The sequence below is a fragment of the Kribbella sp. CA-247076 genome (genome assembly GCF_050942445.1).
Lineage (GTDB): Bacteria > Actinomycetota > Actinomycetes > Propionibacteriales > Kribbellaceae > Kribbella.
The window spans coordinates 1387086-1410198 of record NZ_CP192051.1 but is presented as its reverse complement, the minus strand read 5'-3'; the positions used below and the strand labels follow the sequence as shown (position 1 = coordinate 1410198).

The following is a 23113-nucleotide window of genomic DNA, read 5'->3' as shown; positions in this document are numbered from 1 at the left end:
TGCCGGCCGGGCTTGTTCTGAGATTGTCGACAATCGACGGATGAGCTCCGGCCGGCGGTGACCGGTCGGTAGGGTGTGAGAAACACCCTGTCTCCCCGAGGACCGGTTGACCCTAGACTCGGGCTGGCCGAAGGGAGTCAGCTGTGTCCGACAGCAAGCAGATCACCAAGGTGCTGGTCGCGAACCGGGGCGAGATCGCCGTCCGGGTCGTCCGCGCCGCCGCCGACGCCGGGCTGGGCAGCGTCGCCGTGTACGCCGAGCAGGACCGTGACGCCCTGTTCGTCCGGCTCGCCGACGAGGCGTACTCGCTGGACGGCGCGAGCCCGGCCGACTCCTACCTGAACATCGGCAAGATCCTCGACGTCGCGGCCCGCTCGGGCGCGGACGCCGTCCATCCCGGCTACGGCTTCCTCGCCGAGAACGCGTCCTTCGCCGAGGCGGTGATCGATGCCGGCCTGATCTGGATCGGCCCGCCGCCGTCGGCGATCGACTCACTCGGCGACAAGGTCAAGGCGCGGCACATCGCGGACAAGGTCGGCGCCCCGCAGGTCCCCGGCACGCCGGATCCGGTGGCGGACGCCTCCGAGGTGGTCGCGTTCGCGGAGGAGTACGGCCTGCCGATCGCGATCAAGGCGGCGTACGGCGGCGGCGGTCGCGGCATGAAGGTCGCGCGCACGTTGGAGGAAGTGCCGGAGCTGTACGAGTCCGCCGTACGTGAGGCTGTCAGCGCCTTCGGCCGCGGTGAGTGCTTCGTCGAGCGCTACCTGGACAAGCCGAGGCACGTCGAGACCCAGTGCCTGGCCGATGCCCACGGCAACGTCGTGGTCGTGTCGACGCGGGACTGCTCGCTGCAGCGCCGGTACCAGAAGCTCGTCGAGGAGGCGCCCGCGCCGTTCCTGTCCGACGAGCAGCTGGAGATCCTCTACTCCTCGTCGAAGGCGATCCTGCGCGAGGCCGGGTACGTCGGCGCCGGCACGTGCGAGTTCCTGGTCGGGCAGGACGGGATGATCTCGTTCCTCGAGGTGAACACCCGGCTGCAGGTCGAGCACCCGGTCTCCGAGGAGGTCACCGGCCTGGACCTGGTCCGGGAGATGTTCCGGATCGCCCAGGGCGAGGAGCTCGGGTACGACGATCCCGTCGTGTCGGGGCACTCGATCGAGTTCCGGATCAACGCCGAGGATGCCGGGCGTGGATTCCTGCCGGCGCCCGGCACGCTGACACGGTGGCACGCGCCGTCGGGTCCCGGCGTACGGCTCGACGGCGGTTACGACCAGGGCGAGACGGTGCCGGGTGCGTTCGACTCGCTTGTGGCAAAGCTGATCGTGTCCGGTCGCGACCGCACGCAGGCGCTCGAGCGGTCCCGGCGTGCGCTGCGGGAGTTCGTGGTCGAGGGGATGCCGACGGTCATCCCGTTCCATGCCGCGGTCGTGTCGGATCCGGCGTTCGTGGGCGACGACGGCTTCAAGGTGCACACGCGCTGGATCGAGACGGAGTACGACAACCAGGTCCCGCCGTACGACGGACCTGGCGGCGAGTCGCCCAAGTCCGCGGAACGCGAGAAGGTGACCGTCGAGGTCGGCGGCAAACGGCTCGAGGTCGTACTGCCCGCCGGCCTGGGGGCGACCGCGGTCGCTGTCGGTGGCGCGGGGGCAGGCAAGAAGAAGCCGGCACGGCGGGCCGGCGGCTCCGGGAAGAGCTCAGCCGCGTCCGGGGACTCGCTGGCGTCGCCGATGCAGGGAACGATCGTGAAGATCGCCGTCGAGGAAGGTGCGGTGGTCGCCGAGGGCGACCTGATCGTGGTGCTCGAGGCAATGAAGATGGAACAGCCCCTCAACGCCCACAAGGCCGGCACCATCACCGCCCTCACCGCCCAAGTAGGAGCCACCGTCACCGCCGGCGCCATCCTCTGCGAAATCAAAGACTGAACCCCAAGCACACCACCAACTGACACCGCTCCGCGGCGGCTGCGCTTGTAGCCGCCTCCAGCGGCGTGCGCGAGGTGTGGTGCGGAGGTGATCTGGTCGGCGCCGAGCAACTGCACGCGCGGGGAGGGCGATCGGGCACCGCTGCGCGGCGGCTGTGCTTGTCGCCGCCTTCGGCGGCGCGCGCCAACCGCTGACACGCATCCCGGGATCGGCGCCGAGAACTGCACGGTGGTTGGAGGACAGACGGGCGCCGCCCGGGCGCGCGGCTGAGCTGATCCAGCCGCCGCGTAGCGGCGCCAAGCCCAGACCCTCACACGCGCGGTGCTCACGCCGACCAGGTCCACCAGGTGCACAGTCCACGCGCGCCGCCTTATGTACAGCCGCCGCGTCGCGGTGTCCGCTATGTCCGTACCCCGCGCATGGGTTGCTCGGCGCCACCAGATCACCCCGCACCACGCCACGCGCACGCCGCCGAAGGCGGCCTGATGCAGTGCCGCCGCGTAGCGGTGTCCGCTCTTGCCCGCACCCACGCATGCCGTGTACTCCGCGCCGACCCCGATGCCCGAGGACCGCAGTTTGCGCACGCCGCCGAAGGCGCCACAAGCACAGCCGCCGCGTAGCGGTGTCCGCTGACTGACCCGCGTTCACCTCACACCAGGGCGGCGGGTTAACGAGTGAGGTGGGATTGGAGGCCGGTGAGGATGGTTTGTAGGCCGAAGGGGAAGGTGTTGTCGGGGGCGGCTGCGTAGGTTTGGGCGGCTGGGGTGGTCAGGCGGTGGCGGAGGTGGGGGTAGGCCAGGCCGACTTCTCTTGCCTTGGTCATGGTTTCTTCCAGGGCCTGGTCGGCGTCGTGGCCGGCGCGGGTGAGGCGGCGGGTCAGGGAGATCTGGGCGGCTGAGCTCAGGGCGCTGCCGGTGACGTAGATGAAGACGGTCGCGGCGGCGCGGTCGGCGTCGGCGGGGCTGAAGCCGGCGTACTCGTAGAGCGCGAGGCTGTGGTCGTCGTAGCGCGCCTTCCCCGGGCCGTACAGCAGGTGGCTGCCGAGCGCCTGGCCGAACCACGGGTGCCTCATCAGCATGTCGTGCAGCCCGGTCGCCATCGCGGTCGCCGCAACCCGCCAGTCGCCCTCCAGGTCCGGGAGCTCGATCTCCTCCCAGATGCCGTCCGCGGCCCGCCGTACGAGTTCGTCCTTGGTCTTGATGTGCCAGTAGATCGCGGTCGCGGCCGAGTCGAGCCTGTTGCCCAGGGCACGCATGTTCAGGCCGTCGAGGCCCTCCTCGTCCAGCAGGGCGACCGCCGCCGCGACGATTTGTTCGACGGTCAACGTGTTCCTCGGCATGCCCGGCAGTGTAGTTGCACTTTGTTCAGGTCGGATGGATTTCACATCGCCGCTCACCAGATGTGGTGATGTGCGGTCACCACATCCGGTCCTACGTTCCCGATATCCCGAGGCGACCGCCCGGGACGGGACAAGGAGCCGGACATGACCATCACACCCACCACACTCACCCGGGCCGCGGGCGCGGCCGCCGTCGGCGCCGGGTTGCTGTTCGTCGGCGTACAGCTCGGGCACCCGACGCTGGACGTCACCACGATCACCTCGACCGAGGTCGTACTGCGGAACTCGCTGAAGGTCCTGATGGCCGCGCTGGCCCTGGCCGGCTTCACCGGGATGTACCTGAGCCAGATCCGGCGGAACGGACTGCTCGGGCTCGTCGGATACGTCGTGCTGAGCGTCGGCTACCTCACCATCCTGGGTACGACGTTCGCGCTCGGGTACGTGCTGCCGGCTGTCGCCGACACGGATCCGGACTACGTGAGCGACGTACTCACTGTCGTGACCGGCGGCTCGGCCACCGGCGATGTGGGCGCGATGGGAACCGTGTTGCAGCTTCAGGGGTTCGCCTACCTGGCCGGTGGGCTGATCTTCGGTGTTGCGCTCTACCGGGCGCGGGTCTTGGCTCGGTGGGCGGCCGCGCTGCTTGCGGCCGGTGGGGTCGTGAGCGCCGCGCTCTCGGTGATGCCGGACGCGTTCTACCGGCTGCTCGCATTCCCGAACGCGATCGCGCTGATCGGCCTGGGTCTGTCGCTTTGGGCCACGGCGCGCCGCAAGAGTGAGTCCGCCGCGACCGTGTCCGACGCGACCACGGTCGGTGCGAAATGACCCAGTACGCCGCCTCGACCAGCCGGCCAGCTTCCCAGCGCCGGCCTGGTCGGCAGCGTCGGTCCGGAGCCCGGCAGGAGTCGGCTTGGCGGGCTCCGGTTGCGTTGGTGATCCTGACGATCTTCCCGTTGGTCGCCGGTTCGCTGCGGCTGCTCGAGCTCGCCGGCGGACCGGAGGTGTTGCCCGCCAACCCGCGCGTCGCTGCCTCGCCGATCCCGCTCGTCCTGCACGTCCTCGGCGCCGCCGTGTACGCCGTCGCCGGTGCGTTCCAGTTCCCGGCCCGGATCCGGCGGAGGCATCGTACGTGGCATCGGCGTACCGGTCGCGTGCTCGTCGTCGCCGGTCTGGTCGTGGCCGGGTCCGGGCTCTGGATGACGCTCTTCTACCCCGGCGCGCCGGGCGGCGACCTCCTCTGGATTGTTCGCCTGATCGTCAGCTCGGCCATGGCGGCCGCACTCGTCCTCGGCTTCACCGCCATCCGTCGCCGCGACATCGCCGCGCACCGGGCGTGGATGATCCGCGCCTACGCGTTGGCCGTGGCCGCCGGCACGCAGGTGTTCACCCAAGGCGTCGGCGAAGGCGCCTTCGGCACCGGTGAACTCAGCACAGCGCTGTCCGTCAGCGCAGGTTGGGTGATCAACGCCGCTGCCGCCGAGTGGATCATCCGCCGCCCCGCCGCGAAGCGGACCCGACGAGCACGCGCCGCGGCTGCGGCGAGGGCCTGATCATGACCGCCCCCAGGTCCTACGAACTCCGGATCGAGGGTCACCTGGACCACCGCTGGTCGACGTGGTTCGGCGGCCTCGACCTCACCCTCGAGCATGACGGCACCACCACCCTCCGCGGGCCCGTCACCGACCAATCCGAGCTGCACGGCCTCCTCGCCCGGATCCGCGACCTCAGCGTCACCCTCATCTCGGTCACCCCCGTCGAGGACCACCTCACCCCTGACCCTTGAACAATGTTCAGGAAATCTCTTGCACATTGTTCAAGTCCCTGCTTAGACTCCTCCTGAACTTAGTTCAAGTCGAGCGAAGGACGAGAGATGAACCTGCAGGAGTTCGTGGCGGAGAAGGCGCGGGAGTTCGGGATCCCCGGGGTCGCGGTCGGGGTGCTGACCGCTGGAGAAGAGACGTTCGCGTCGTACGGCGTGACGAGTGCGGACAATCCGCAACCGGTGGACGAGCGCACGCTGTTCCACGTCGCGTCGGTGACGAAGACGTTCACCGCGACCGCGCTGATGCGGCTGGTGTCGCAGGGGAAGGTCGAGCTGACGGCGCCCGTACGCCGCTACGTCCCGGAGCTGAAGCTGGTCGACGAGGACGTCGCGCGGCAGATCACCGTGATGAACCTGCTCAACCACACCGCCGGCTTCGACTGGAACCTGATGGACGTCGAGGACGACTCGCTGGCCGGGTTCGTCGACGGCCTCGCCAAGTTGCCACTGATCGCGCCACCCGGTGCGCGCGCGTCGTACAGCCAGGCGGGCTACAACCTGGTCGGCCGGATCATCGAGAACGTGACCGGACTGCCGTACGAGAAGGCCGTCTCGACGCTACTGCTGGAGCCGCTCGAGCTGTCGAACACCGTGTACGACCTCGACGACGTGATCGTCCGGAAGTTCGTCGTCGGCCACAACCGTGACGAGGACGGGACGCTGCGGCCGGCCGTGCCGTGGAAGGCGAACCGGGCCGGTGAACGCGGCAACAACCCCGGCGGAGGCATCGTCTCGACGACGAGCGATCTGTTGCGCTGGGCAAGGTTCCACCTCGGCACCGGCGACGGTCTGCTGCCGGTCGAGCTGCTGCACGGCATGCGCGACGAGACGGTCCCGCTGCGGGCCAGCACGCTCGGCGACGGGTTCGGGATCTGCTGGTTCCGGCGCGAGGTCGACGGCGTACGGACGATCGGCCACGGCGGCTCGGGCAACGGGCAGTTCGCCGAGCTCCTCGTCGTACCCGAGCGGGACTTCGCGATCGTCTCGCTCACCAACGCCGGCCCCGACGGGTACACCTTCAACCAGACGGTCGTCCGCTGGGCGCTCGAGCACTACCTCGGCCTGGTCGACCGCGACCCGGAGCCGATCCCGTACGACGACGTCCGCGCGCGGGAGGTGGCCGGCCGGTACGAGATCGACGCGATGAACCTCGACATCGCCGCCGACGGCTCCCGGCTCACCCTCGCGGTCGGCATCAAGCCCGAGATCCGCGCGGCCTCGGACGCCGAGATGCCGCCGGACTACCCCGCCGCCGCGATCGGCTTCCTGCCCGCCGAGGACGAGTACATCGTCACCGAAGGCGGCCTCACCGGCCAACGCGGCTACTTCAGCCGCAACCCCGAAGGCACCATCACCGGCATAGACCTCGCCGGTCGCCTCTTCACCAAGACCCACCCCTGACCCAAGATGTCGCCGTGCAACCTTCGGTAGCGGAGTCCTGGACCACGATCACACAGTGGCTGAAGCAACACGTCCCCTCGGCGTACGACGCGCTTCAGCCACCCGCGTCCTTCCGCGGCATCGCGGCAGTGCGTAGCGGCATGGGACGCCGGCTGCCCAGCGATCTGGTTGCCTGGCTCAACCTCAACAACGGCTTCGAGCCCCGCGGCGGCTTCGGCAACATCCTTCCGGTCCTGTTCACGCCCTGGCCGTGCGAGGACATGCTGAGGCGGCGCGAGATGTGGCGCCAGGTGTACGCCGGCCACGACCGGCCGGGCGACGATCAACCGGCCGGCACGTCCTCAGCGGCGTGGCTGGACAGCTTCCTTCCGATCGGCGACGCCTTTACCGACGTCGAGCTGTTCGTGGACCTCCGTGACGGCGATCTGTACGGCTGCGTCGGCCAGTTCGACAGTGAGAGCGGGTTCGACCTTCCGCGGTGGTTCAGCGTGGCGGAGATGTTGGCGGACGTCGCCGACGCGCTGACGCTCGACCAGCCTGCTCTGCAGGACCACGGACGCCGTAGCCACGCGGCTGCGCCGTACTGGACCCCGCATGCCTGGCACCCGTATGTCGATGACGGACGCCTCCGGTGGAACCTCGTCGACTTGGACTCTTGAATCACCGTCGGAGTGCCTCGGTGAAGGGGCCTGGGGGTGGGGGGAGGGCTCGGCGGTGGTGGTTGTCGAGTTGGCAGCGGGCGTTGTAGCAGCGGACCCAGGTGGCTGCTGCGTCGGCGAGCTCGCGTTCTGTGGGTAAGAACGGTCGGCTGCAGTGGTAGTCGTCGAGGAACGCCGCGACTTCCACCGAGGTCGGGGCGTCAGGCGGCACCCGGGAGCCTTGGGTAAAGGCGCCGGCGCACAGTCCGACGACCGCCGGCTCCGGTGCGTACACCAGGCTGTCCCAGTCGTAGCCGGCGACGAACACGCCGTCCCGTACGCAGACGTTCTGCCAGACCCAGTCGCTGTGCCCGATCACGCGCGGCAGGTCGTCCCCGGCCCGCAGGACTTCCGCGGCCGCGTCAGCCAGCTCGTCGACCCACTCGAACCCTGGTACGGCGTCGCCGAAATCGAACACCGGATCATGCGGCTCCGGCCAAGCGCCCCCACTCCAATCCGCCCACGCCGGCCGCCCGGTGACCAGATCCGCACCGTCCATCCCGTCCAGAATCTCGATCTGCCGCGCGAGCGCTTCGGCCATCGCCGTACGCGCCGGTGGATCGTGCGGGCTCCCGCTCGACTCACCCTCCAGCCGCTCCTCAACCACCGCCCACACTCCATCCGTGCGCGACGGCCCGTCGATCACCCGAGCACACCCGAACCCCGCGGTCGCCAACGCTTCCTGCGCCCGCACGACCCCTTGCAACCGCCGCTCGTCCGCCCCACTCCGCAACGCCTTCACCACAACGTCGCGCCCATCCGTCAGGCGCACCCCGAACACCGCCCCGATGTCACCCCCGCTGAACAGGACAGCCCCGACCCCCACCCCGAGCCGAGCACGGACATGCCGCTCCAACCACCCGCGGACCTCCCCGACCGACCCCGCCCCAAGAATCACCCGCGCCGAACCGCGAACCCCATCCACACCAACACCCTACGAACCCGCCACATCGAAGGCGTACCTCGAGATCTCGGGTGGATTAACAGACAGTTCTCAGGTTGGGGCTGTAGGTTCCCTGCAGGCATTTCGGTGAGGAGGGTTCTGCATGTCCAAGAAGACCCATCAGCAGCAGCTGGCGGCGCGGAAGGCTCGGCGGCAGGCTGAGCGGGCTGCCGAGCGACGGCGGCAGCGGCGGAACGTGGCGATTACGATCACCGCGATCGCCGCGGTGGTGGCGGTCGTGATCGGGGTCTTCGTGGTGGTGGGGGTCGGCGGTGACGACACACCGACGGCGGAATCGCCGAGTGCCGGGCCGGACAACAAGCCGAAGAGCATCCCGACGGCGCTCGCGCCCGCCCCGAAGCGGGCGACCGCGCTGCCGGCCGAGGTGAACTGCGCGTACAAGAAGGGTGCCGAGGCGGCGAGCAAGAAGGTGAACCCGCCGGCCGACGGGAAGACGAAGGCGTCGGGTACGTCGAAGGTCAGCCTGAACACGTCGATCGGCGATCTCCAGCTGACGTTGGACAGCGCGCTCGCGCCGTGCACGGTGAAGAACTTCCTCAGCCTGGTCGGGCAGAAGTACTTCGACAACACGAAGTGTCACCGGATGACGGTCGGCGAGGGGTTGCAGGTGCTGCAGTGCGGTGACCCGAGCGCGAGCGGGAGCGGTGGGCCGGGGTACAGCTTCGCGGACGAGGTGTTCCCGACGCTGAAGTACGGGCGTGGAACGCTGGCGATGGCGAACTCGGGGCCGAACACGAACGGGAGCCAGTTCTTCATCGTGTACGGCGACGGGTCGGGGCTGAGCCCGGATTACACGGCGTTCGGGACGCTCGACGAGCCGAGCCTGAAGCTGATCGACAAGGTCGCCGAGGCCGGCGTCACTCCGCAGAACGGGCCCACGGATGGTGCGCCGGTCACCCCGGTGAACATCCAGACGGCCAGCGCCGCTGCCTGAACTGAACAGAGCACGCCCCGTCGCTCCCTGCGGGAGCGACGGGGCGTGTTGGTTGGGTCAGGCCAGTAGGGCGTAGCGGGAGCGGGGCCAGGCCAGGAGGGCTTGGATCTGGGTGATGCCGGCTTGTTCGAGGAGTTGGACCGGGCCGTCGACGAAGTGGTAGAGGCCGGTCTCCGGGTCGCGGGCCTCGTCCCAGGCGCGGTCGGCGTACGCCTTCATGGTCTTCTTGTACCGGTGGTCCGGCGCGACGGAGTCGAGGATCAGCAGGTTCTTGAACCAGATCGAGTTGAACCGGGTCGGCTGCTTCCACAGCCGGTCGTCCTCGGCGTAGAAAGCGAGTGACGCGTTCGCGACCGACTTCGCGTCGTTCAGGTAGCGACGATCACCCGTTGCCTTGTACAACAGCACACCGGCGCCCAGCATGACGCCCTGGTTGTAGCTCCACTGGGTCTTCTCGATGGTGCCGGCCAGGTCGATGTGGTCCCAGTAGAGACCGTTCGGCGCGAGCATGCAGTCCTGGGTCCACTCGTACATCCGCTTCGCCCAGGTCAGGTACGACTTGTTGCGCGTCAGCAGGTACAGGTGCGCGCCGAGCTCCGCGCCCGGACCGTTCGACACCGTGTTGCGGTCCTGGCTCCACGGCGCCTGGGTCCAGAAAACGCCACCGGCGCACGGGTGCGACGGATCGGTGTCCCAGCCGTACACCACCAGGTCGAAGATCTCCTTCGCGCGCGCCAGCGCCGCGCGGTCCCCGGTCCGCTTGTAGTGCTGGACCAGGTGCAGCCCGATCCACTCGTTGTCGTCGTAGAACTTGTCACCGCCCTGCCCGAGCGGCGGCCGCACGTAGGAGTCGTACCCCTTCGGCGTGGTCGTCGCGTTCCAGTAGGGCTCGTACGCCGCGATCCGGCGGTCCGCCTCCTTCGACGCCTGGTGGCCGGCGCCGGGGATGCCGGCGAGGTTCTCGGCCGCGATCGCCGCCTGCGAGTACGGCCAGACGTAGGCGTACGGGTTCTCGTGGGTGTTCGGGTACTCCTCCAGCAGGAGGCCCTTCCCGGCGTCGAAGTACTTGGTCATCGCCTCGTACGACGCCTTGGCGCGCGCCGCCGGGCTGGACACGGCGTCGGCCGCGGTCACGTTGAGAGACCCGAGTACGGCGACGGCCAGCACCCCGGCCGCGATCCTGGTTGATATACCAAATTTCCTGCGCATCGACCTACTCCTCCTGGGCGGTGGCGGTTGACATCGATGTCACGTTCTAACCGGAGCAGGGGAAACGCGTCAATACCTCAGCCACCAGCGGTTCGATCGGGCTCGATTGGTATATCAAGCGGACTGGGCACGAACGCGAACCAGGACGACTTCAACCGCAGCCGCCCCCGCACCTGGTCGCCGGTCAGCACCCGCCGGCCCTTGGACCCGACCGCCTCCACCGTCAGCGTCCGGCCGCCGCCCGGCCCGACCCCGCTGCGCTTCAGCACGCGCAGGCTGCGGATCGACCCGACGTCGAACGCGGACTGCAGCTGGGCCGCCGTCCGGGTCACCGTCCAGGTCACGTTCGGATTCCCGTTCCCCGGGTACGCGTCCCAGCCGTCCGGCTTCATCACCTGGTACGGGATCGGCCCGCTCGCCGTCGCGCCGCCGTTCGACGAGGAGAACTCGGCGATGATCGGCTTCCCCTGGTAGAGCCGGACCTGGCCCGCGGTCGCGGCGATCGCGGTGTTCGTCGACGCCTTCTCGGAGTCGTAGCCGCCGTACACCTGGCAGGAGATCGTGTCGCACAGGTCGTACGCCCGCCGCGTGGCCCGGCTCCGGTGGAAGACCGAATAGGTGCGCGCGGCAACGGCCTGGGCCTGCAGCGCCGCCGGACGCCAACTGGACAAGGCCTCTCGCGGTACGACCCCACGCAGGTAGTACTCGAGCGATACGACGTTCACCGTGTCCAAGTGCGCCCCCGACACGTCGACGGCCCGGAGAGCTCCGCGATACCGCCGTACGGCGCCACTCGGAAGCACCAGCCCGGTCACCGGGGCACCCTCGAACTGCGTCATCCCCGTGAACGTCTTCCACAGCGTCCACTTGCGCGTCTTCGCGTTGAACGAGCTGACCTTGGTGCCGTGGTCGCCGTACGGGTCGATCGACCACTGGTTCCGCGTCGATGCCTTGGGCAAGGTGTAGACCCGGCCGGCCTTCAGGTCCCGGACCTTCAACCGGTTCACGGCCCCGACCCGGATGCCGTCGGTGGTGTCCGCGGTGATCCTGACCCGGATGCTGCCGGTCGCCTTGCCGATCGTCGTCTCCGGGTAGTAGAAGTCGAGGATCTGCCGCACCGACTTGCCGGCGATCGCCGCACCCTGGGCGCCGTACTGCGACATCCCGCGACCGTGCCCGAAGCCGCGCCCGCTGATCGTCGTGTCGGCCGCGGCCAGCGGCTCGATCTCCCGGGCCTGCGCGGTCGCGCTGATCAGGGTGGACGCGAGGACGACGACCACGACGGCACGCTTCATCGGACACTCCGGTACTGGACGTCGACCACGCCTCGCTGCTGGTTGTAGGTGAGCCAGCCACCCTGGTACTTCTGCCGCAGTCCGCCGGTCACCGTGTACATGTCGGTGACCGGGAGACCGAGCCGCGACCGCTCGGCGCCGAGAGCGACGTACTTGCGGTAGATCAGGCCCGCCACCGGCCGGGTGCCGATCGCCTTCGACCAGTACAGGGCTCCGTTGCGGAACGGCTGGAGCTTGGTGCCGGCCACCCGGCCGTTGCGGAACTCGCCGGTGGGGAGGCCGAGAACCGTGTCCGGGCCGAGCTGGCGGTAGCGGGCCCGGAAAACCCCGACGGTCGAGTGCGTGCCGGTGCGCGCGGAGTGGAAGACGTCCCGGGTCGCGAAGTACGTCGCCCAGCCGGTCTTCGTCCGGTGCTCTCCCCAGTACGGGTGGCCGGTGTTCCGGAAGCCGACGCGCTGCGCGAACCGGTAGATGGGAGTCGTGACGCTGCCGCCCATCAGGACGAAGCTCCGCTGCCGCAGCCAGGCGAGTTTGCTGTACAGCAGGTTGCCTGGGCAGGCCGTCGCCTTGGTGTCGCGGTGCCCCGAGACCGTACGCAATGTGCTGCCGGCCAGCACGACGGCACTGCGCGGCGACCGGTAGTTCGCGTCCATCTTCCAGGCGATCACCCGGGCCGTCTTCTCCAGCATCGCCTGCGTCGGCGCGACCTTCTCGAAGTTGCCGATCAGCGCGACGCCGAACGAGCTCGCGTTGAACGAGCCGGTGTGCGCGCCGAGCACCGGCAACTGCGCACCGCCGTACCGGCCCTCGAAGACGCGGCCGAAGCGGTCGACCAGGAAGTTGTAGCCGAGGTCGCACCAGCCGCGGCTCTTCACGTGGTACGTGTACATCGACCGCACCATCGCCGGGACCTGCGTGCGGGAGTAGTCGTTGCGGTCGGCGGTGTGGTGGACGAACGCGGCCAGCACGGTGTTCGTGTACTTCGGTTGCGCGCACGCCTTCCCGTTGTGGCTGCGCAGCCGCTCGTCCGCGCCCCACTTCTTCCGGCTCACCATCGCCGGCATCGGGTACGGCGCACTGGTCGCCTCGGGCTCGGCGGTCTGCACCGAGTGCTCATCGGCGTCCGCCGGGAGGACACCCGGCTGGATCAGCACGACCTTGGCGTCGGCGACCGTCGTACCACTCGCGTCGACGGCAGTCGCCTGGACACCGGTCGCCTCGCCGACCCACAGCGGCTCGGTGCCTGCCCGGGTGCCTTCAGGTTCAGCCGGATCGGGCCCGTGCTCGTCCTCGACCCGCAGCGCCTCCCACTCGGTCCACTGGCCGGCGCGCTCCACTCGGACCTTCGCCCGGACGGGCCCTCGCACACTGCCCGGCCAGGTGACGCCCACCATCGCGAACGGCGTCGCGTCGGCGGCGACGGACGGGCCGCCGATCGCCACTTCCCGGTACGACGCCTCGGCCGGCGCGGGCGGTGGTGGGGGCGTCGGCGGGACCGACTGGAGATCCGGCACGACCTGTGGTGCGGCGAGGGCCAACCCCGTCACCGCGAGCGTCACGAGTCGGGAGGTCTTGCGCATGCCACTGCCTTCCGGCGGGAGTACGACGGTCGCTGGGCGGCGGTAATCGATTATGCGCGCTCGGTGACCGCTTTCCGCGGATTACGGTCACCCTGCGTGGCGTGCCGGGGTTGAGCGATTGGATAGGCTCAGGGGAAAGCCCCTGCGAAACCAGCCCTAGAGGCAGAAGAGGCCCGTCATGGAACTCATCCTGATCATCGCGCTCGTGGTGATCGCCGTTCTGGCCTACCGGTCGTACAAGCGGACCCAGGTGCAGAACCGCAAGCAGCACGAGATCACCGCCGCCGAGCTCGAGTCGGTCAAGCGCACCGCCGACGAGGACATCACCCGGTTCGGCGAGGAACTGCAGGACCTCGACCTGGACATGGTCGGCAAGGACCTCGGTGACGGGGCCCGGCAGGACTACCAGCGCGCCCTGGACGCGTACGAGTCGGCCAAGGAGGCGGTCGGCAACGTCACCCAGGCCGACGAGATCAAGCATGTGATCGAGATCCTCGAGGACGGCCGGTACGCGGCGGCCTGTGTGCGCGCCCGGGTGAACGGCGAGCCGCTGCCGCAGCGTCGCCCGTCCTGCTTCTTCAACCCGCAGCACGGCCCGTCCGTCGAGGACGTGACCTGGGCGCCGCCGGGTGGCGCGCCGCGTGAGGTGCCGGCCTGCGCGGCCGACGCCGAGCGGGTCCGCGCCGGCGCCGAGCCGGACGTCCGCAAGGTCATGGTCGGCCCGCAGCGGGTGCCGTACTGGGAGGCCGGCCCGGCCTACTCGCCGTACGCCCAGGGCATGTTCGGGGCGCTCGGCGGCGTGATGACCGGTATGTTCCTCGGCACCATGCTCGGCGGCATGTTCGCCGGCGGCGCCTATGGCGACTACGCGGGCGGTTACGACGGCGGCGGCGAGGGCGGCGGTGAAGGTGGCGGCGACGGCGGTGACGGCGGCGGCGACTTCGGTGGCGACTTCGGCGGCGGAGACTCCGGCGGCTGGGACTTCGGCGGCGGCGATTTCGGCGGCGACTTCTGACCCGGGCAACTTTCTGACCTGAACGACGAGATGGCCCCGGTGACCAGTGGTCGCCGGGGCCATCGGTCGTGACGGCTTCAGTCGCCGTTCAGCGGCGGCTGGCCTTCGGCGGTGCTGTGGTAGTAGACGGGGTCCTTGTAGGTGCCGGGCACCTTGCCGAGTCCGTTGATGACGGTCGCGGTGCCGTTGGCGTGGCTGACGGCGTACAGGTACGCCGAGCCGGTGTCCTTGTCGATCGCGGTCAGGAGCGTGCTCTGCTTCCCGCACTGATCGGCGACCAGGGCCTCGAAGGTCTGCCAGGTGGAGGCCCGGACCTTGGTGACGATCGGCTTCAGCGGTGAGGTGCGCGGGATCCGGATGGTGTACAGCGCACCGCCGCGGGTGTTCGCGAGGAAGGTGTCGTAGTTCCTCGTCTCGCTGATCAAGGCCATCGCCTTGACCGAGGCGAAACCGCTCGCGGTCTCACGGCGCCCGTCGATCCAGCGGTAGAGCACACCGGTGCCGCCGAGCAGTCCGTACCTGGCGCTCGCCATCACCGGGGAGCCGAAGTTCTCCTGCCAGAAGGCGTCCTCGACCATGGTGAAGTTGCCCCACCCGGACCCGATCTTCGTCAGCTCGAATCCCTGCTCCGGCTTGCTGTGGTCGGCGGCGAAGTACAGGGTGTCGTTCAGGATGACCGACCCGTAGTACGTGCTGTTGCCGTCCGGGCCGGCGCCGGTGTTGGTCCAGGTCGAGCTCGCCTTCGTGATGCCGGCCGTGAAGACGTGCTTACCGGTGCTCTGCTCGGCAGTAGGCGGCGTGGTGGCCGTCACCGACGCACCGCCGAAGTTGCCGGCCGGCGTGATGGAACCGACCGACATGGTGCAGGGGGCGGTCGCGGACGTGCTGACCGCGGTCGCCGGAACAGTGGCCGAGGTCCCCAGCAGTACCGCGGAAACCGCGACGGCCGAGGCTCGTATCAAGCTCATCAGAAAGATCCTCTCAGGATGGATTCGCTCTCTCTGACCTCGATACGGCCCCGGCCGTAAAAGTTGCGCAGGATCGTCCGTAGGTCACTCGCCGAACAGGTCCTCGCCTTCGCCGGTCATGGCGTAGTGGGTGACGCCGGGGAAGGGGGTGGGGATCTTGCCGAGGCTCTCGATGACTGTCGCGGTGCCGTTGGCGTGGCCGACGGCGTACAGGTAGGCGCTGTCGGTGTCGTGGTCGACGGCCGTCAGCAGCGTGCCCTGCTTGCCGCACTTGTACGCGACGATCGACTCGAAGCCCTGCCAGGTCCGGGTCCGGACCGGCTTCACGATCGGCTTCATCGGTGACGTCAGCGGGATCCGGATCGTGTACAGCGCGCCACCACGGGTGGTCGCCAGCAGCGTGTCGTAGGTGCCGGTCTCGCTGATCAGCGTCATCGTCTTGACCGCGGCGAAGCCCGGGTACGAGCCGAGTGACCTGAAGCCGTTCGTGTCCCAGCGGAACAGCACGCCGTCGTCGCGCAGGCCGTAGAAGTAGCTGTGCGGCTTGCTCACGAACCAGGCGTCGGATTCCTCGATCTGGGTGAACCGGTCCCAGCCGCCGCCGATCCGCTTCGAGGTGACCACCGGCTCCGGCTCGACGCCGTCCCACCGCAGCTCGGCCGCGTACAGGCCACTGCCGCTGATCACTTTGCCGTACCACCACGACTCCGCGGTGACCGCACTGTAGTACCAGGTCGAGCTCTCCTTGACCGGGAACAGCTTGACCGGGTCCTCGAACGGCTGCGCGGTCGGCGGCCGGGTCGCGACCACCTCCGCCCCGCCGGTGTTCCCGGCCGGGTCGAACGCGCCGACGTACATGCCGCACGGGTTGGCCGCCGTACCGGCCGCCACCTTCGGCGGTCCTGCTTTCAGTTGCGGCCCCGGCTTCGGCGGGGTCGCGCTCGCCGGGATCGCGGCGGCGCCGGCCAGCAGTGCGGCCGCGATCACGGCGGAGAATCGTTTCAGGCTCATGGGTTCTCCTCTCCACTGAGCCTGATACGGTCCCGGCCGTAAAAGTTGCGGGCCTGCGCCTGCGGAGCTGCGGCAGGTGCGTCAGTGGCGGAGGTGGAGGCGGCGGGCGGCTTCGGCGATGGAGCCGGAGACGGAGGGGTAGACGGTGAAGGACTGGGCCATCTGGTCGACCGTCAGCCGGGCGCCGACCGCCAGGGAGATCGGGTGGATGAGCTCGCTGGCCCGCGGGGCGACCACGACACCGCCGACGATGATGCCGGTGCTCGGCAGGCAGAACAGCTTCACGAAACCGTCCTGCACACCCTGCATCTTCGCGCGCGCGTTGTCGGCCAGCAGGACCTTGACCTCGATCGCCGTACTGTCGCCGGCGTCGACGGCCGCCTGGGACACGCCGACGGTGGCGATCTCCGGGGCGGTGAACACGTTCGCGGACACGGTCGACTGGTCCAGCGGAGCGACCGCGTCGCCGAGGGCGTGCGCCATCGCGATCCGGCCCTGCATGGCGGCGACCGAGGCGAGCATGAGTACGCCGGTGCAGTCGCCGGCCGCGTAGACGCCGCGGGCCGTCGTCCGGGACACCCGGTCGACGGTGACGAAGCCGCCGTCGCCGAGCGACACGCCCGACTCGGCCAGGCCCATGTCGTCGGTGTTCGGCAGCGATCCGACCGCCAGCAGCGCGTGCGAACCCTCCACCGTCCGGCCATCGGTCAGGGTCACCACGACGCCGTCGCCCTGCCGCTTCACCGACTCCGCCCGGGACTTGCCCAGCACGGTCAGCCCGCGCCGCTTGAACACGTCCTCCAGTACGGCGGCCGCGTCGGCGTCCTCACCGGGAAGCACCCGGTCGCGGGACGACACCAGGACGACGTCGCTGCCGAGAGCGTCGTACGCGCTGGCGAACTCGGCACCGGTGACACCGGACCCGACCACGATCAGCCGCTCGGGCAGCTCGTCGAGCTCGTAGACCTGCTCCCAGGTGAGGATCCGCTCGCCGTCCGGCTCGGAGCCCTTCAGGATCCGCGGCCTGGCCCCGGTGGCGATCAGGACGACGTCCGCGTCCAGCCGCTCGTCGCCGACGACCACCGTCTCCGGCCCGTCCAGCCGGCCGCGGCCCGCGATGATCCGGACCTTGTCGCCGTCCAGCCGCCGGGTGATGCCCTTGGACTGCGCGGCCGCCAGCCGCTTGACCCGTTGGTTGACGACGGAGAGATCGACACGCACGGAGTTCGACGGATCGTCGTCCCCGTCCTCGAGCCGGACGCCGAGATGCCCGGCGCCCTCGACTTCGGTCATCACCTCGGCCGTCGCGATGAGTGTCTTGCTGGGCACGCAGTCGGTGAGCACGGCCGAACCGCCGATTCCGTCGGAATCGACGACCGTCACCTCCGCCCCCAACTGGGCGGCCGCACTGGCCGCTTCGTACCCGCCCGGACCGCCACCGATGATCACAACTCGCGCCACGGGAGGCCATTCTTCCGTATCCTGTGTCGTCGTGACCCTGTACGCCGCGTTTGCGTCGAATCTGGACCCGAACCTGATGGCCGAGAGGTGCCCGTACTCGCCGCTGCGCGGGACCGGGTGGATCACCGGCTGGCGCCTCACCTTCGGCGGGGAGGAGCTCGGCTGGGAGGGCGCCCTGGCCACCGTCGTCGAGGACCCGTCGAACCCGGCCAACCAGGTCTTCGTCGCGCTGTACGACGTCCACCCGAAGGACGTCGAGCGGATGGACGAGTGGGAGTGGATCGCCCAGGACGTCTACAGCAAGATCCAGGTCCGGGTGCAGACCCTGGACGGCGAGCAGCTGGCCTGGATGTACGTGCTGAACGCCTACGAGGGCGGCCTGCCCTCGGCCCGCTACCTGGGCATCCTGGCCGAGGCGGCCGAGGCCGCCGGCGCCCCGGACGACTATGTCGCCGACCTCCGCGCGCGCCCCTGCCAGTCGTCGGGTCATTAGCTATCTTGCGGTAGTGACCGTCAACGATGACTTGAGGACCGCGGCCGAAGCCTGGCTGAGCGAGGATCCCGACCCCGACACCCGCGCCGAGCTGCGGGGCCTGCTGGACGCCGAGGACGCCGACGAGCTGGCCGACCGGTTCGCCGGGACACTGGAGTTCGGTACGGCGGGGCTGCGCGGAGCCGTCGGCGCCGGGCCGAACCGGATGAACCGGGTCGTGGTCGTCCGCGCCGCCGCCGGCCTGTGCGCCTACCTGAAGGCGAAGGGCCTCACCGACGGCCCGGTCCTGATCGGGTACGACGCCCGGCACAAGTCCGACGTGTTCGCGCAGGACACCGCGGCCGTGGTCCGCGGCGCCGGCCTGGACGCCGTCCTGCTGGACCGGCCGGCACCGACGCCCGTGGTCGCCTTCGGGATCAGGCACCTGAAGGCCGTGGCCGGCGTGGTCGTCACGGCCTCGCACAACCCGCCGCAGGACAACGGGTACAAGGTGTACCTCGGTGACGGCTCGCAGATCGTGCCGCCGGCCGACGTGGAGATCGCCGACGCCATCGCCGCCATCGGCCCGCTCGCCGGCGTCCCGCGCGGGGACGACTGGCAGACGACCGGCGACGAGCTGATCAACGCCTACCTGGACCGCATCGCGAAGCTCGTGCCCGCGGACGCGCCGCGCGAGCTGAACGTCGCCTACACGCCCCTGCACGGGGTCGGACGGTTCCTGGTCGAGGACGCGGTCGCCCGCGCGGGGTTCGCCGTACCGGCGGTGGTGCCGTCGCAGGCCGACCCGGATCCGGACTTCCCGACCGTCTCGTTCCCGAACCCGGAGGAGCCCGGAGCGATCGACGCCGCGCTCGAGCTGGCCCGGTCGGTGGATGCGGACGTCGCGGTGGCGAACGACCCGGATGCCGACCGGTGCGCGGTCGCCGTACCGGATCCAGAGGCCGACGGCGGCTGGCGGATGCTGCGCGGCGACGAGCTGGGCGGCCTGCTCGGCGAGTTCCTGCTGTCGTCGCGGCCGGACGGCGTGGCCGCGTGCTCGATCGTGTCGTCGTCCCTGCTCGGCAAGATCGCGGCGTCGTACGGCGTCGGGTACGTCGAGACGCTGACGGGCTTCAAGTGGATCGGCCGGGTGCCGGGACTGGTCTTCGGGTACGAGGAGGCGCTCGGGTACTGCGTCGATCCGGATGCGGTGAAGGACAAGGACGGGGTCTCGACGCTGGTCCGGGTCCTGCAGTTGGCCGCGCGAGCGAAGTCCGAAGGACGCACCCTGCTGGACCTGCTGGACGATCTGGCGATCAAGCACGGTTTGCACGCGACCGACCAGCTGTCGGTCCGGGTGGACGACCTGTCGCTGATCGCGGCCGCGATGGAGCGGCTGCGCGGCACTCCCCCGGCGTCGCTCGGCAGGCACACGGTCGAGCGGGTCGACGATCTCAGCGAAGGTTCGGAGACGCTGCCGCCGACCGACGGCCTGCGCTACTCGCTGTCCGAGGGCGCCCGAGTGGTCGTGCGGCCGTCCGGCACCGAGCCGAAGCTGAAGTGCTACCTGGAGGTCGTCATCCCGGTCGCCGGCGACGTGGCCGCCGCTCGCACTCGGGCCGCCGACGACCTGGCCGCGATCAAGGACTCGCTGTCCACGGCACTGGGTCTCTGACCGGCACGCAACGAAAACCACGAAACGTCAGCCGCTCGGCCATCCGGGGACGGCGGCTGACGTTCGGAACGACGCGGGAGCACCTGGCGGGTGGCTCCGCGGCGGAGCTCAGCGAGCGGCGGCGGCCGCGGCTTCGGCCTCTTCGGCGCGAAGCGAACTCTGCAGCGACGAGTGCAGGATGCGCAGGGTGCTGGTCGACTGCATCAGCGCGTCCCGCTCGTCCGGGTTCCGGTTGGCGAGGCTGGTGATCTCGTTGATGCTCGCCTCGATCCGGGCGATCCGGTCGGCGACCGAGCCCTCCTGGCTGCTGGCCTTGCGGATCGCGTCGGACGTCACCGTCCAGACGTCCTCCTTGTCGTTGGTCCGCCGCGACATGTCGACCATCTGGCTCAACGCCGCCAGGTCGTGGTCGACCTGGGTCCGCTCCACCGGCGCGGTGATGCCGGCGGTCGCCTGGCGCAGCCGGGTCACGTGACCGGACAGCTCGGACCAGCTGCACCTGCCGCTCTTGATCTTGTCCAGCACCTTGGCGTACTCGGTGTTGAACTCGTCGTAGTTCACTGTCCTACTCCTGCCGTGAGACTGCTCGCTGGAGAACTGTACGGCGTGCGCGGGGCGACACAAGTAACCACACGATCGCAGATCGTGCACGTGTCGGCAAAACGCAACAGCCGCCCGGTACGCCAACGCGTACCGGGCGGCCGAGTTACGTCGGAACGCCGATCAGGATCAGGCGACGTACGCCGACGAGGCGTTGAAGGTGTTGCAGTTGCCCGCGACGGTGTAGGTGTGCCGCGCGTTGAAGCCGGCCGTCGACCAGAACGCGTGGTTCTTCGGCGAGCCGTGGTCGCGGACGCCACCCGGCTGGTCGCCCATGTGGCTGATCAGGTAGTTGAACTGCGTCAGCAGGCCGCCGGCCATCGGGTAGTACCGCTTGTTCGCGCCGATGTAGGCCGCGCCCAGGCAGGACGCCTGCAGCTCGCGGCGACGGCTCTCCTCGAGCCGGGCGGCGTTCGTGCTGAATGCGCGCTGCCGCTGCCACGACGCGTTCAGGATGCCGGTCAGGAACTGGACGTGGTGACCGTACTCGTGCGCCATCATCTGGGTCAGCCACGCCCGCGTGTACGTCGGGTTCTGGCTCCAGGCCTTGATGAACTGGGCCGCCGGGACGTAGATGACACCGCCGCGCCCGCTGCAGTAGTAGCCGGTGGTGTTGTTGACGATCCCGCAGTCGGTGCTGATCTTGGTGCCGCTGTGCACGGACAGCTTCGGCTTCACCTTGTACGCCGCGCCGGCCGCCTTCAACGGGACCGCCCAGGCCGCGTACATGCAGGTCCAGAGCTGGGTGGAGTAGGACGCCACGCCCGCCTGGGTGCGCAGCGAGACGTTGACCTCCTTGCACTTCGACGGCGTGATCGCCGGGGTCTTGTAGAGCCGGTTGTAGCGGACGATGTTGGTCGTCGAGGAGGCCAGGGTGGTCAGCCGGTCGCCGGCCGGCGGGGTGCTGATCGCCTGGTTCGGGGTCTCGCCGGGCTGCGGCAGGACCGGGGCCGGCGGGTTCGCGGCCGGGACGGCCTGCGCGGTCGGAAGTGCCAGGGCGGCCAGGGCGGTGACGGCGGCGACGCCGGTCAGCCCGCGCCGGGTGGTACGGGAGAGGTTGAGCATGATCTCCACTCTCGAGATTCGGGACCTGTCGTTGCACATCCTGGAGTGCACAGGGGGCCATCCCAGGCTGAACAGGGGCTGTGACGCCGCGCACGACCCCCGAGTTCCCGCGTCAGCCGGTGATTTTCGTGCCCAGGAACCGCAACTGGTCGGGCAGCATCCGCCGCCAGTAACCGGCCGTGTGCGCGCCCAGCTGGTTGCCACCCGCGGCCCCGAGCTCGGCGCGCAACTCACCGGACCGCTCGGCGAACGGGTCGTCCCGGCCACAATCGATGCGGATGGCAACATCCCGGAACCCGCTGCGGCGGCCGAACACCTGGTTGCTCTCGAAGTCGTCCGCGTCGTCGAACGCACCGGGCGTGGTCTCCTCGAAACGCCGCCACAACGCCGGGCTGAGCGCCCCGACCGCGACCGCCCGGGTGGCCGGCCGGACGCGCCGCTGCCAGTAGTGCAGCGCGACCCACAACAGCGCGCCGTACCCGCCCATCGACCAGCCGAGCAGGCCGTAGCGGCTGGTGTCCAGGCCGCGGTCGGCCAGCAGCGGCAGGAACTCCTGGTCCAGCATGAACCCCGGGTCCTCGCCGCCGGCCCGGCGATGCCAGTACGTCTCCTTGCCGCCGTCCACGGTGGCCAGCGCGAACGGCGGCGTACCCGATCGGACGGCAGCGGTCAGGTAGCGGTCGATGCCGAGGTCGCTGACCGCGGACGTGTGGTCGCCGCCGCGGCCGTGCAGGACGATCACGACCGGCAGCTCCGCCGTCGGGGTGAACCCGTGCGGGTAGATGACCTGGTAGCCGACCGTCGTCCGCCGGCCGAAGGACTCGAACGTCCCGGACTCGAGCGGCCCCGGTGGAACGTCCGGTACGACGCCGTCCGGCCCGGTCAGCCCGAGTACGTCGTGCAGTCGCGCGCGACCCGGGACGACGCCGGTCTCCACGCCGGCCACGACGGCGGCTCCGGTGACCGTGGCGGCGACGCCCGTGCGAAGCAGTGTGCGGCGGGACACCGACGGCATCGGCGGCCTCCGCCGGTCAGCGGTAGAAGGCGGCCAGGACGGCGACGACCGCCAGGACCCCGATGACGATCAGTTCCGGACGGGCCCACGTGGTCTCGATCTCGCCGTCGGCCTTCGTGCCGTACTGCTCCATGTGGGTCTCGACCCGGTTCACCACGAACTCCGCCCGGGACAGCGAACTGTCCGGCGACAGCTTGCGGCCGCCGACCCGCTGCTTGCGCAGGTCGCGCATGACGAGCTGGACGCCGGGGGCGCGGAACCGGTCGTCGCCGGTGTGCACGCGGAGGATGTCGGTGACGTCGACGCCGGTGACCTTGCGCCACGGGATGGTGTGGTCGCGCAGGTGGTTACGCAGCAGGATGTTCTCGGGGCTGAGGGTGACCGACGGCCGGATCAGGCCGACGTACGCGAACACCATCAGGATGCCGATGATGCAGGCGACCAGGAGGCCGGTGACGGTCCGCCACTCCAGCGCGATGTCGAGCAGGCCGAGCGCGCCGATCACCAGGACGATCACACCGGTGATCCGGTTCGAGGCGGACAGGTACTGCTCGTTCTCGGGAGACTTCGACTTCACCCGGACAACGTATCCGGCCACCGGTCACCGGCCCACAGCGAAGTACGGATCGTGACCTGGCCGCCGGAAACCGCGGACACCGCCCCT

At 69.7% G+C, this 23113-nt stretch carries 22 protein-coding genes; 10 read left to right on the top strand and 12 right to left on the bottom strand.

All coding sequences use genetic code 11. From position 1 onward, the window contains the following. Positions 1-143: 143 nt before the first annotated feature. Positions 144-1925 (top strand): biotin carboxylase N-terminal domain-containing protein, encoded by a 1782-nt coding sequence (locus ACQPYZ_RS06730; RefSeq protein ID WP_433166341.1) that lies wholly within the window; start codon positions 144-146, stop codon positions 1923-1925. Positions 1926-2592: 667 nt separating this feature from the next. Here the strand turns inward: ACQPYZ_RS06730 and ACQPYZ_RS06725 are convergent. Beyond that, entirely contained in the window at positions 2593-3264 is a 672-nt protein-coding gene (locus ACQPYZ_RS06725; protein WP_433166340.1) for a TetR/AcrR family transcriptional regulator, read from the bottom strand. Between the two features lie 144 nt (positions 3265-3408). Between ACQPYZ_RS06725 and ACQPYZ_RS06720 the strand changes: the two genes are divergently transcribed. The 5 genes from ACQPYZ_RS06720 to ACQPYZ_RS06700 all read left to right on the top strand — a co-directional run bounded on the left by ACQPYZ_RS06720 (position 3409) and on the right by ACQPYZ_RS06700 (position 7146). Next, the gene (locus ACQPYZ_RS06720; protein WP_433166338.1) at positions 3409-4089 is read left to right on the top strand and encodes a hypothetical protein; all 681 of its coding nucleotides are present in this window, start codon (positions 3409-3411) and stop codon (positions 4087-4089) included. A 107-nt stretch (positions 4090-4196) separates the two neighbouring features. Next, positions 4197-4814 (top strand): DUF2306 domain-containing protein, encoded by a 618-nt coding sequence (locus ACQPYZ_RS06715; RefSeq protein ID WP_433166337.1) that lies wholly within the window; start codon positions 4197-4199, stop codon positions 4812-4814. Positions 4815-4816: 2 nt separating this feature from the next. Continuing rightward, positions 4817-5047, top strand: a complete 231-nt coding sequence (locus tag ACQPYZ_RS06710; RefSeq protein WP_433166335.1) for a hypothetical protein — start codon at positions 4817-4819, stop codon at positions 5045-5047. An 87-nt stretch (positions 5048-5134) separates the two neighbouring features. Continuing rightward, the gene (locus ACQPYZ_RS06705) at positions 5135-6487 is read left to right on the top strand and encodes a serine hydrolase domain-containing protein (protein WP_433166334.1); all 1353 of its coding nucleotides are present in this window, start codon (positions 5135-5137) and stop codon (positions 6485-6487) included. A 14-nt stretch (positions 6488-6501) separates the two neighbouring features. Next, positions 6502-7146 (top strand): SMI1/KNR4 family protein, encoded by a 645-nt coding sequence (locus tag ACQPYZ_RS06700; RefSeq protein WP_433166332.1) that lies wholly within the window; start codon positions 6502-6504, stop codon positions 7144-7146. 1 nt (position 7147) lies between these two features. On the opposite strand, the gene ACQPYZ_RS06695 is transcribed toward ACQPYZ_RS06700, so the two are convergent. Continuing rightward, positions 7148-7957: a hypothetical protein gene (locus ACQPYZ_RS06695; protein ID WP_433166330.1), complete on the bottom strand. Its 810-nt coding sequence runs from the start codon at positions 7955-7957 to the stop codon at positions 7148-7150. A 274-nt stretch (positions 7958-8231) separates the two neighbouring features. On the opposite strand from ACQPYZ_RS06695, the gene ACQPYZ_RS06690 reads away from it, so the two are divergent. After that, positions 8232-9083, top strand: a complete 852-nt coding sequence (locus ACQPYZ_RS06690) for a peptidylprolyl isomerase (RefSeq protein ID WP_433166328.1) — start codon at positions 8232-8234, stop codon at positions 9081-9083. A gap of 57 nt (positions 9084-9140) precedes the next feature. Here the strand turns inward: ACQPYZ_RS06690 and ACQPYZ_RS06685 are convergent, their stop codons facing one another. The 3 genes from ACQPYZ_RS06685 to ACQPYZ_RS06675 form a co-directional block, all read right to left on the bottom strand. Next, positions 9141-10292 (bottom strand): glycoside hydrolase family 76 protein, encoded by a 1152-nt coding sequence (locus ACQPYZ_RS06685; RefSeq protein ID WP_433166327.1) that lies wholly within the window; start codon positions 10290-10292, stop codon positions 9141-9143. A 77-nt stretch (positions 10293-10369) separates the two neighbouring features. Continuing rightward, positions 10370-11587, bottom strand: a complete 1218-nt coding sequence (locus ACQPYZ_RS06680) for a SpoIID/LytB domain-containing protein (RefSeq protein ID WP_433166325.1) — start codon at positions 11585-11587, stop codon at positions 10370-10372. Then, a complete protein-coding gene (locus tag ACQPYZ_RS06675) occupies positions 11584-13167 on the bottom strand; it encodes an N-acetylmuramoyl-L-alanine amidase (protein ID WP_433166324.1) in 1584 nt (527 codons plus the stop codon). Before ACQPYZ_RS06675 ends, ACQPYZ_RS06680 begins: the two co-directional genes overlap by 4 nt. A 178-nt stretch (positions 13168-13345) precedes the next feature. On the opposite strand from ACQPYZ_RS06675, the gene ACQPYZ_RS06670 reads away from it, so the two are divergent. After that, positions 13346-14182 (top strand): hypothetical protein, encoded by an 837-nt coding sequence (locus ACQPYZ_RS06670; RefSeq protein WP_433166323.1) that lies wholly within the window; start codon positions 13346-13348, stop codon positions 14180-14182. Between the two features lie 77 nt (positions 14183-14259). Here the strand turns inward: ACQPYZ_RS06670 and ACQPYZ_RS06665 are convergent, their stop codons facing one another. The 3 genes from ACQPYZ_RS06665 to ACQPYZ_RS06655 form a co-directional block, all read right to left on the bottom strand. After that, a complete protein-coding gene (locus ACQPYZ_RS06665; protein ID WP_433166322.1) occupies positions 14260-15150 on the bottom strand; it encodes a hypothetical protein in 891 nt (296 codons plus the stop codon). A gap of 84 nt (positions 15151-15234) precedes the next feature. Continuing rightward, positions 15235-16161, bottom strand: a complete 927-nt coding sequence (locus ACQPYZ_RS06660; RefSeq protein ID WP_433166320.1) for a hypothetical protein — start codon at positions 16159-16161, stop codon at positions 15235-15237. A gap of 81 nt (positions 16162-16242) precedes the next feature. Further along, positions 16243-17622 carry an NAD(P)H-quinone dehydrogenase gene (locus ACQPYZ_RS06655; protein WP_433166319.1) on the bottom strand — a complete coding sequence of 460 codons (1380 nt, stop codon included), beginning with the start codon at positions 17620-17622 and terminating at the stop codon, positions 16243-16245. A 31-nt stretch (positions 17623-17653) separates the two neighbouring features. On the opposite strand from ACQPYZ_RS06655, the gene ACQPYZ_RS06650 reads away from it, so the two are divergent. Further along, complete coding sequence (locus tag ACQPYZ_RS06650) at positions 17654-18115, top strand: gamma-glutamylcyclotransferase (RefSeq protein WP_433166317.1); 462 nt, start codon at positions 17654-17656, stop codon at positions 18113-18115. Next, the gene (locus ACQPYZ_RS06645) at positions 18069-19769 is read left to right on the top strand and encodes a phospho-sugar mutase (RefSeq protein WP_433166316.1); all 1701 of its coding nucleotides are present in this window, start codon (positions 18069-18071) and stop codon (positions 19767-19769) included. The genes ACQPYZ_RS06650 and ACQPYZ_RS06645 overlap by 47 nt, the downstream gene beginning before the upstream one ends. A gap of 108 nt (positions 19770-19877) precedes the next feature. Here the strand turns inward: ACQPYZ_RS06645 and ACQPYZ_RS06640 are convergent, their stop codons facing one another. The 4 genes from ACQPYZ_RS06640 to ACQPYZ_RS06625 all read right to left on the bottom strand — a co-directional run bounded on the left by ACQPYZ_RS06640 (position 19878) and on the right by ACQPYZ_RS06625 (position 23026). Then, entirely contained in the window at positions 19878-20330 is a 453-nt protein-coding gene (locus ACQPYZ_RS06640; RefSeq protein WP_433166314.1) for a hypothetical protein, read from the bottom strand. 168 nt (positions 20331-20498) lie between these two features. Continuing rightward, positions 20499-21434: a neutral zinc metallopeptidase gene (locus tag ACQPYZ_RS06635; RefSeq protein ID WP_433166312.1), complete on the bottom strand. Its 936-nt coding sequence runs from the start codon at positions 21432-21434 to the stop codon at positions 20499-20501. A 112-nt stretch (positions 21435-21546) separates the two neighbouring features. Continuing rightward, complete coding sequence (locus tag ACQPYZ_RS06630) at positions 21547-22449, bottom strand: alpha/beta hydrolase (RefSeq protein WP_433166311.1); 903 nt, start codon at positions 22447-22449, stop codon at positions 21547-21549. A 16-nt stretch (positions 22450-22465) separates the two neighbouring features. After that, on the bottom strand, positions 22466-23026 hold the full coding sequence (locus ACQPYZ_RS06625; RefSeq protein WP_433166309.1) for a PH domain-containing protein: 561 nt from the start codon (positions 23024-23026) through the stop codon (positions 22466-22468). Between the last annotated feature and the right edge of the window lie 87 nt (positions 23027-23113).

What these genes read in the sequence shown, in the direction of transcription:
- ACQPYZ_RS06725 (WP_433166340.1), bottom strand. Translation starts at nt 3,264, where the DNA reads ATGCCGAGGAACACGTTGACCGTCGAACAAATCGTCGCGGCGGCGGTC.
- ACQPYZ_RS06630 (WP_433166311.1), bottom strand. Translation starts at nt 22,449, where the DNA reads ATGCCGTCGGTGTCCCGCCGCACACTGCTTCGCACGGGCGTCGCCGCC.
- ACQPYZ_RS06705 (WP_433166334.1), top strand. Translation starts at nt 5,135, where the DNA reads ATGAACCTGCAGGAGTTCGTGGCGGAGAAGGCGCGGGAGTTCGGGATC.
- ACQPYZ_RS06685 (WP_433166327.1), bottom strand. Translation starts at nt 10,292, where the DNA reads ATGCGCAGGAAATTTGGTATATCAACCAGGATCGCGGCCGGGGTGCTG.
- ACQPYZ_RS06710 (WP_433166335.1), top strand. Translation starts at nt 4,817, where the DNA reads ATGACCGCCCCCAGGTCCTACGAACTCCGGATCGAGGGTCACCTGGAC.
- ACQPYZ_RS06635 (WP_433166312.1), bottom strand. Translation starts at nt 21,434, where the DNA reads ATGCTCAACCTCTCCCGTACCACCCGGCGCGGGCTGACCGGCGTCGCC.
- ACQPYZ_RS06670 (WP_433166323.1), top strand. Translation starts at nt 13,346, where the DNA reads ATGGAACTCATCCTGATCATCGCGCTCGTGGTGATCGCCGTTCTGGCC.
- ACQPYZ_RS06680 (WP_433166325.1), bottom strand. Translation starts at nt 11,587, where the DNA reads ATGAAGCGTGCCGTCGTGGTCGTCGTCCTCGCGTCCACCCTGATCAGC.
- ACQPYZ_RS06690 (WP_433166328.1), top strand. Translation starts at nt 8,232, where the DNA reads ATGTCCAAGAAGACCCATCAGCAGCAGCTGGCGGCGCGGAAGGCTCGG.
- ACQPYZ_RS06645 (WP_433166316.1), top strand. Translation starts at nt 18,069, where the DNA reads ATGTCGCCGACCTCCGCGCGCGCCCCTGCCAGTCGTCGGGTCATTAGC.
- ACQPYZ_RS06665 (WP_433166322.1), bottom strand. Translation starts at nt 15,150, where the DNA reads ATGAGCTTGATACGAGCCTCGGCCGTCGCGGTTTCCGCGGTACTGCTG.
- ACQPYZ_RS06675 (WP_433166324.1), bottom strand. Translation starts at nt 13,167, where the DNA reads ATGCGCAAGACCTCCCGACTCGTGACGCTCGCGGTGACGGGGTTGGCC.
- ACQPYZ_RS06660 (WP_433166320.1), bottom strand. Translation starts at nt 16,161, where the DNA reads ATGAGCCTGAAACGATTCTCCGCCGTGATCGCGGCCGCACTGCTGGCC.
- ACQPYZ_RS06720 (WP_433166338.1), top strand. Translation starts at nt 3,409, where the DNA reads ATGACCATCACACCCACCACACTCACCCGGGCCGCGGGCGCGGCCGCC.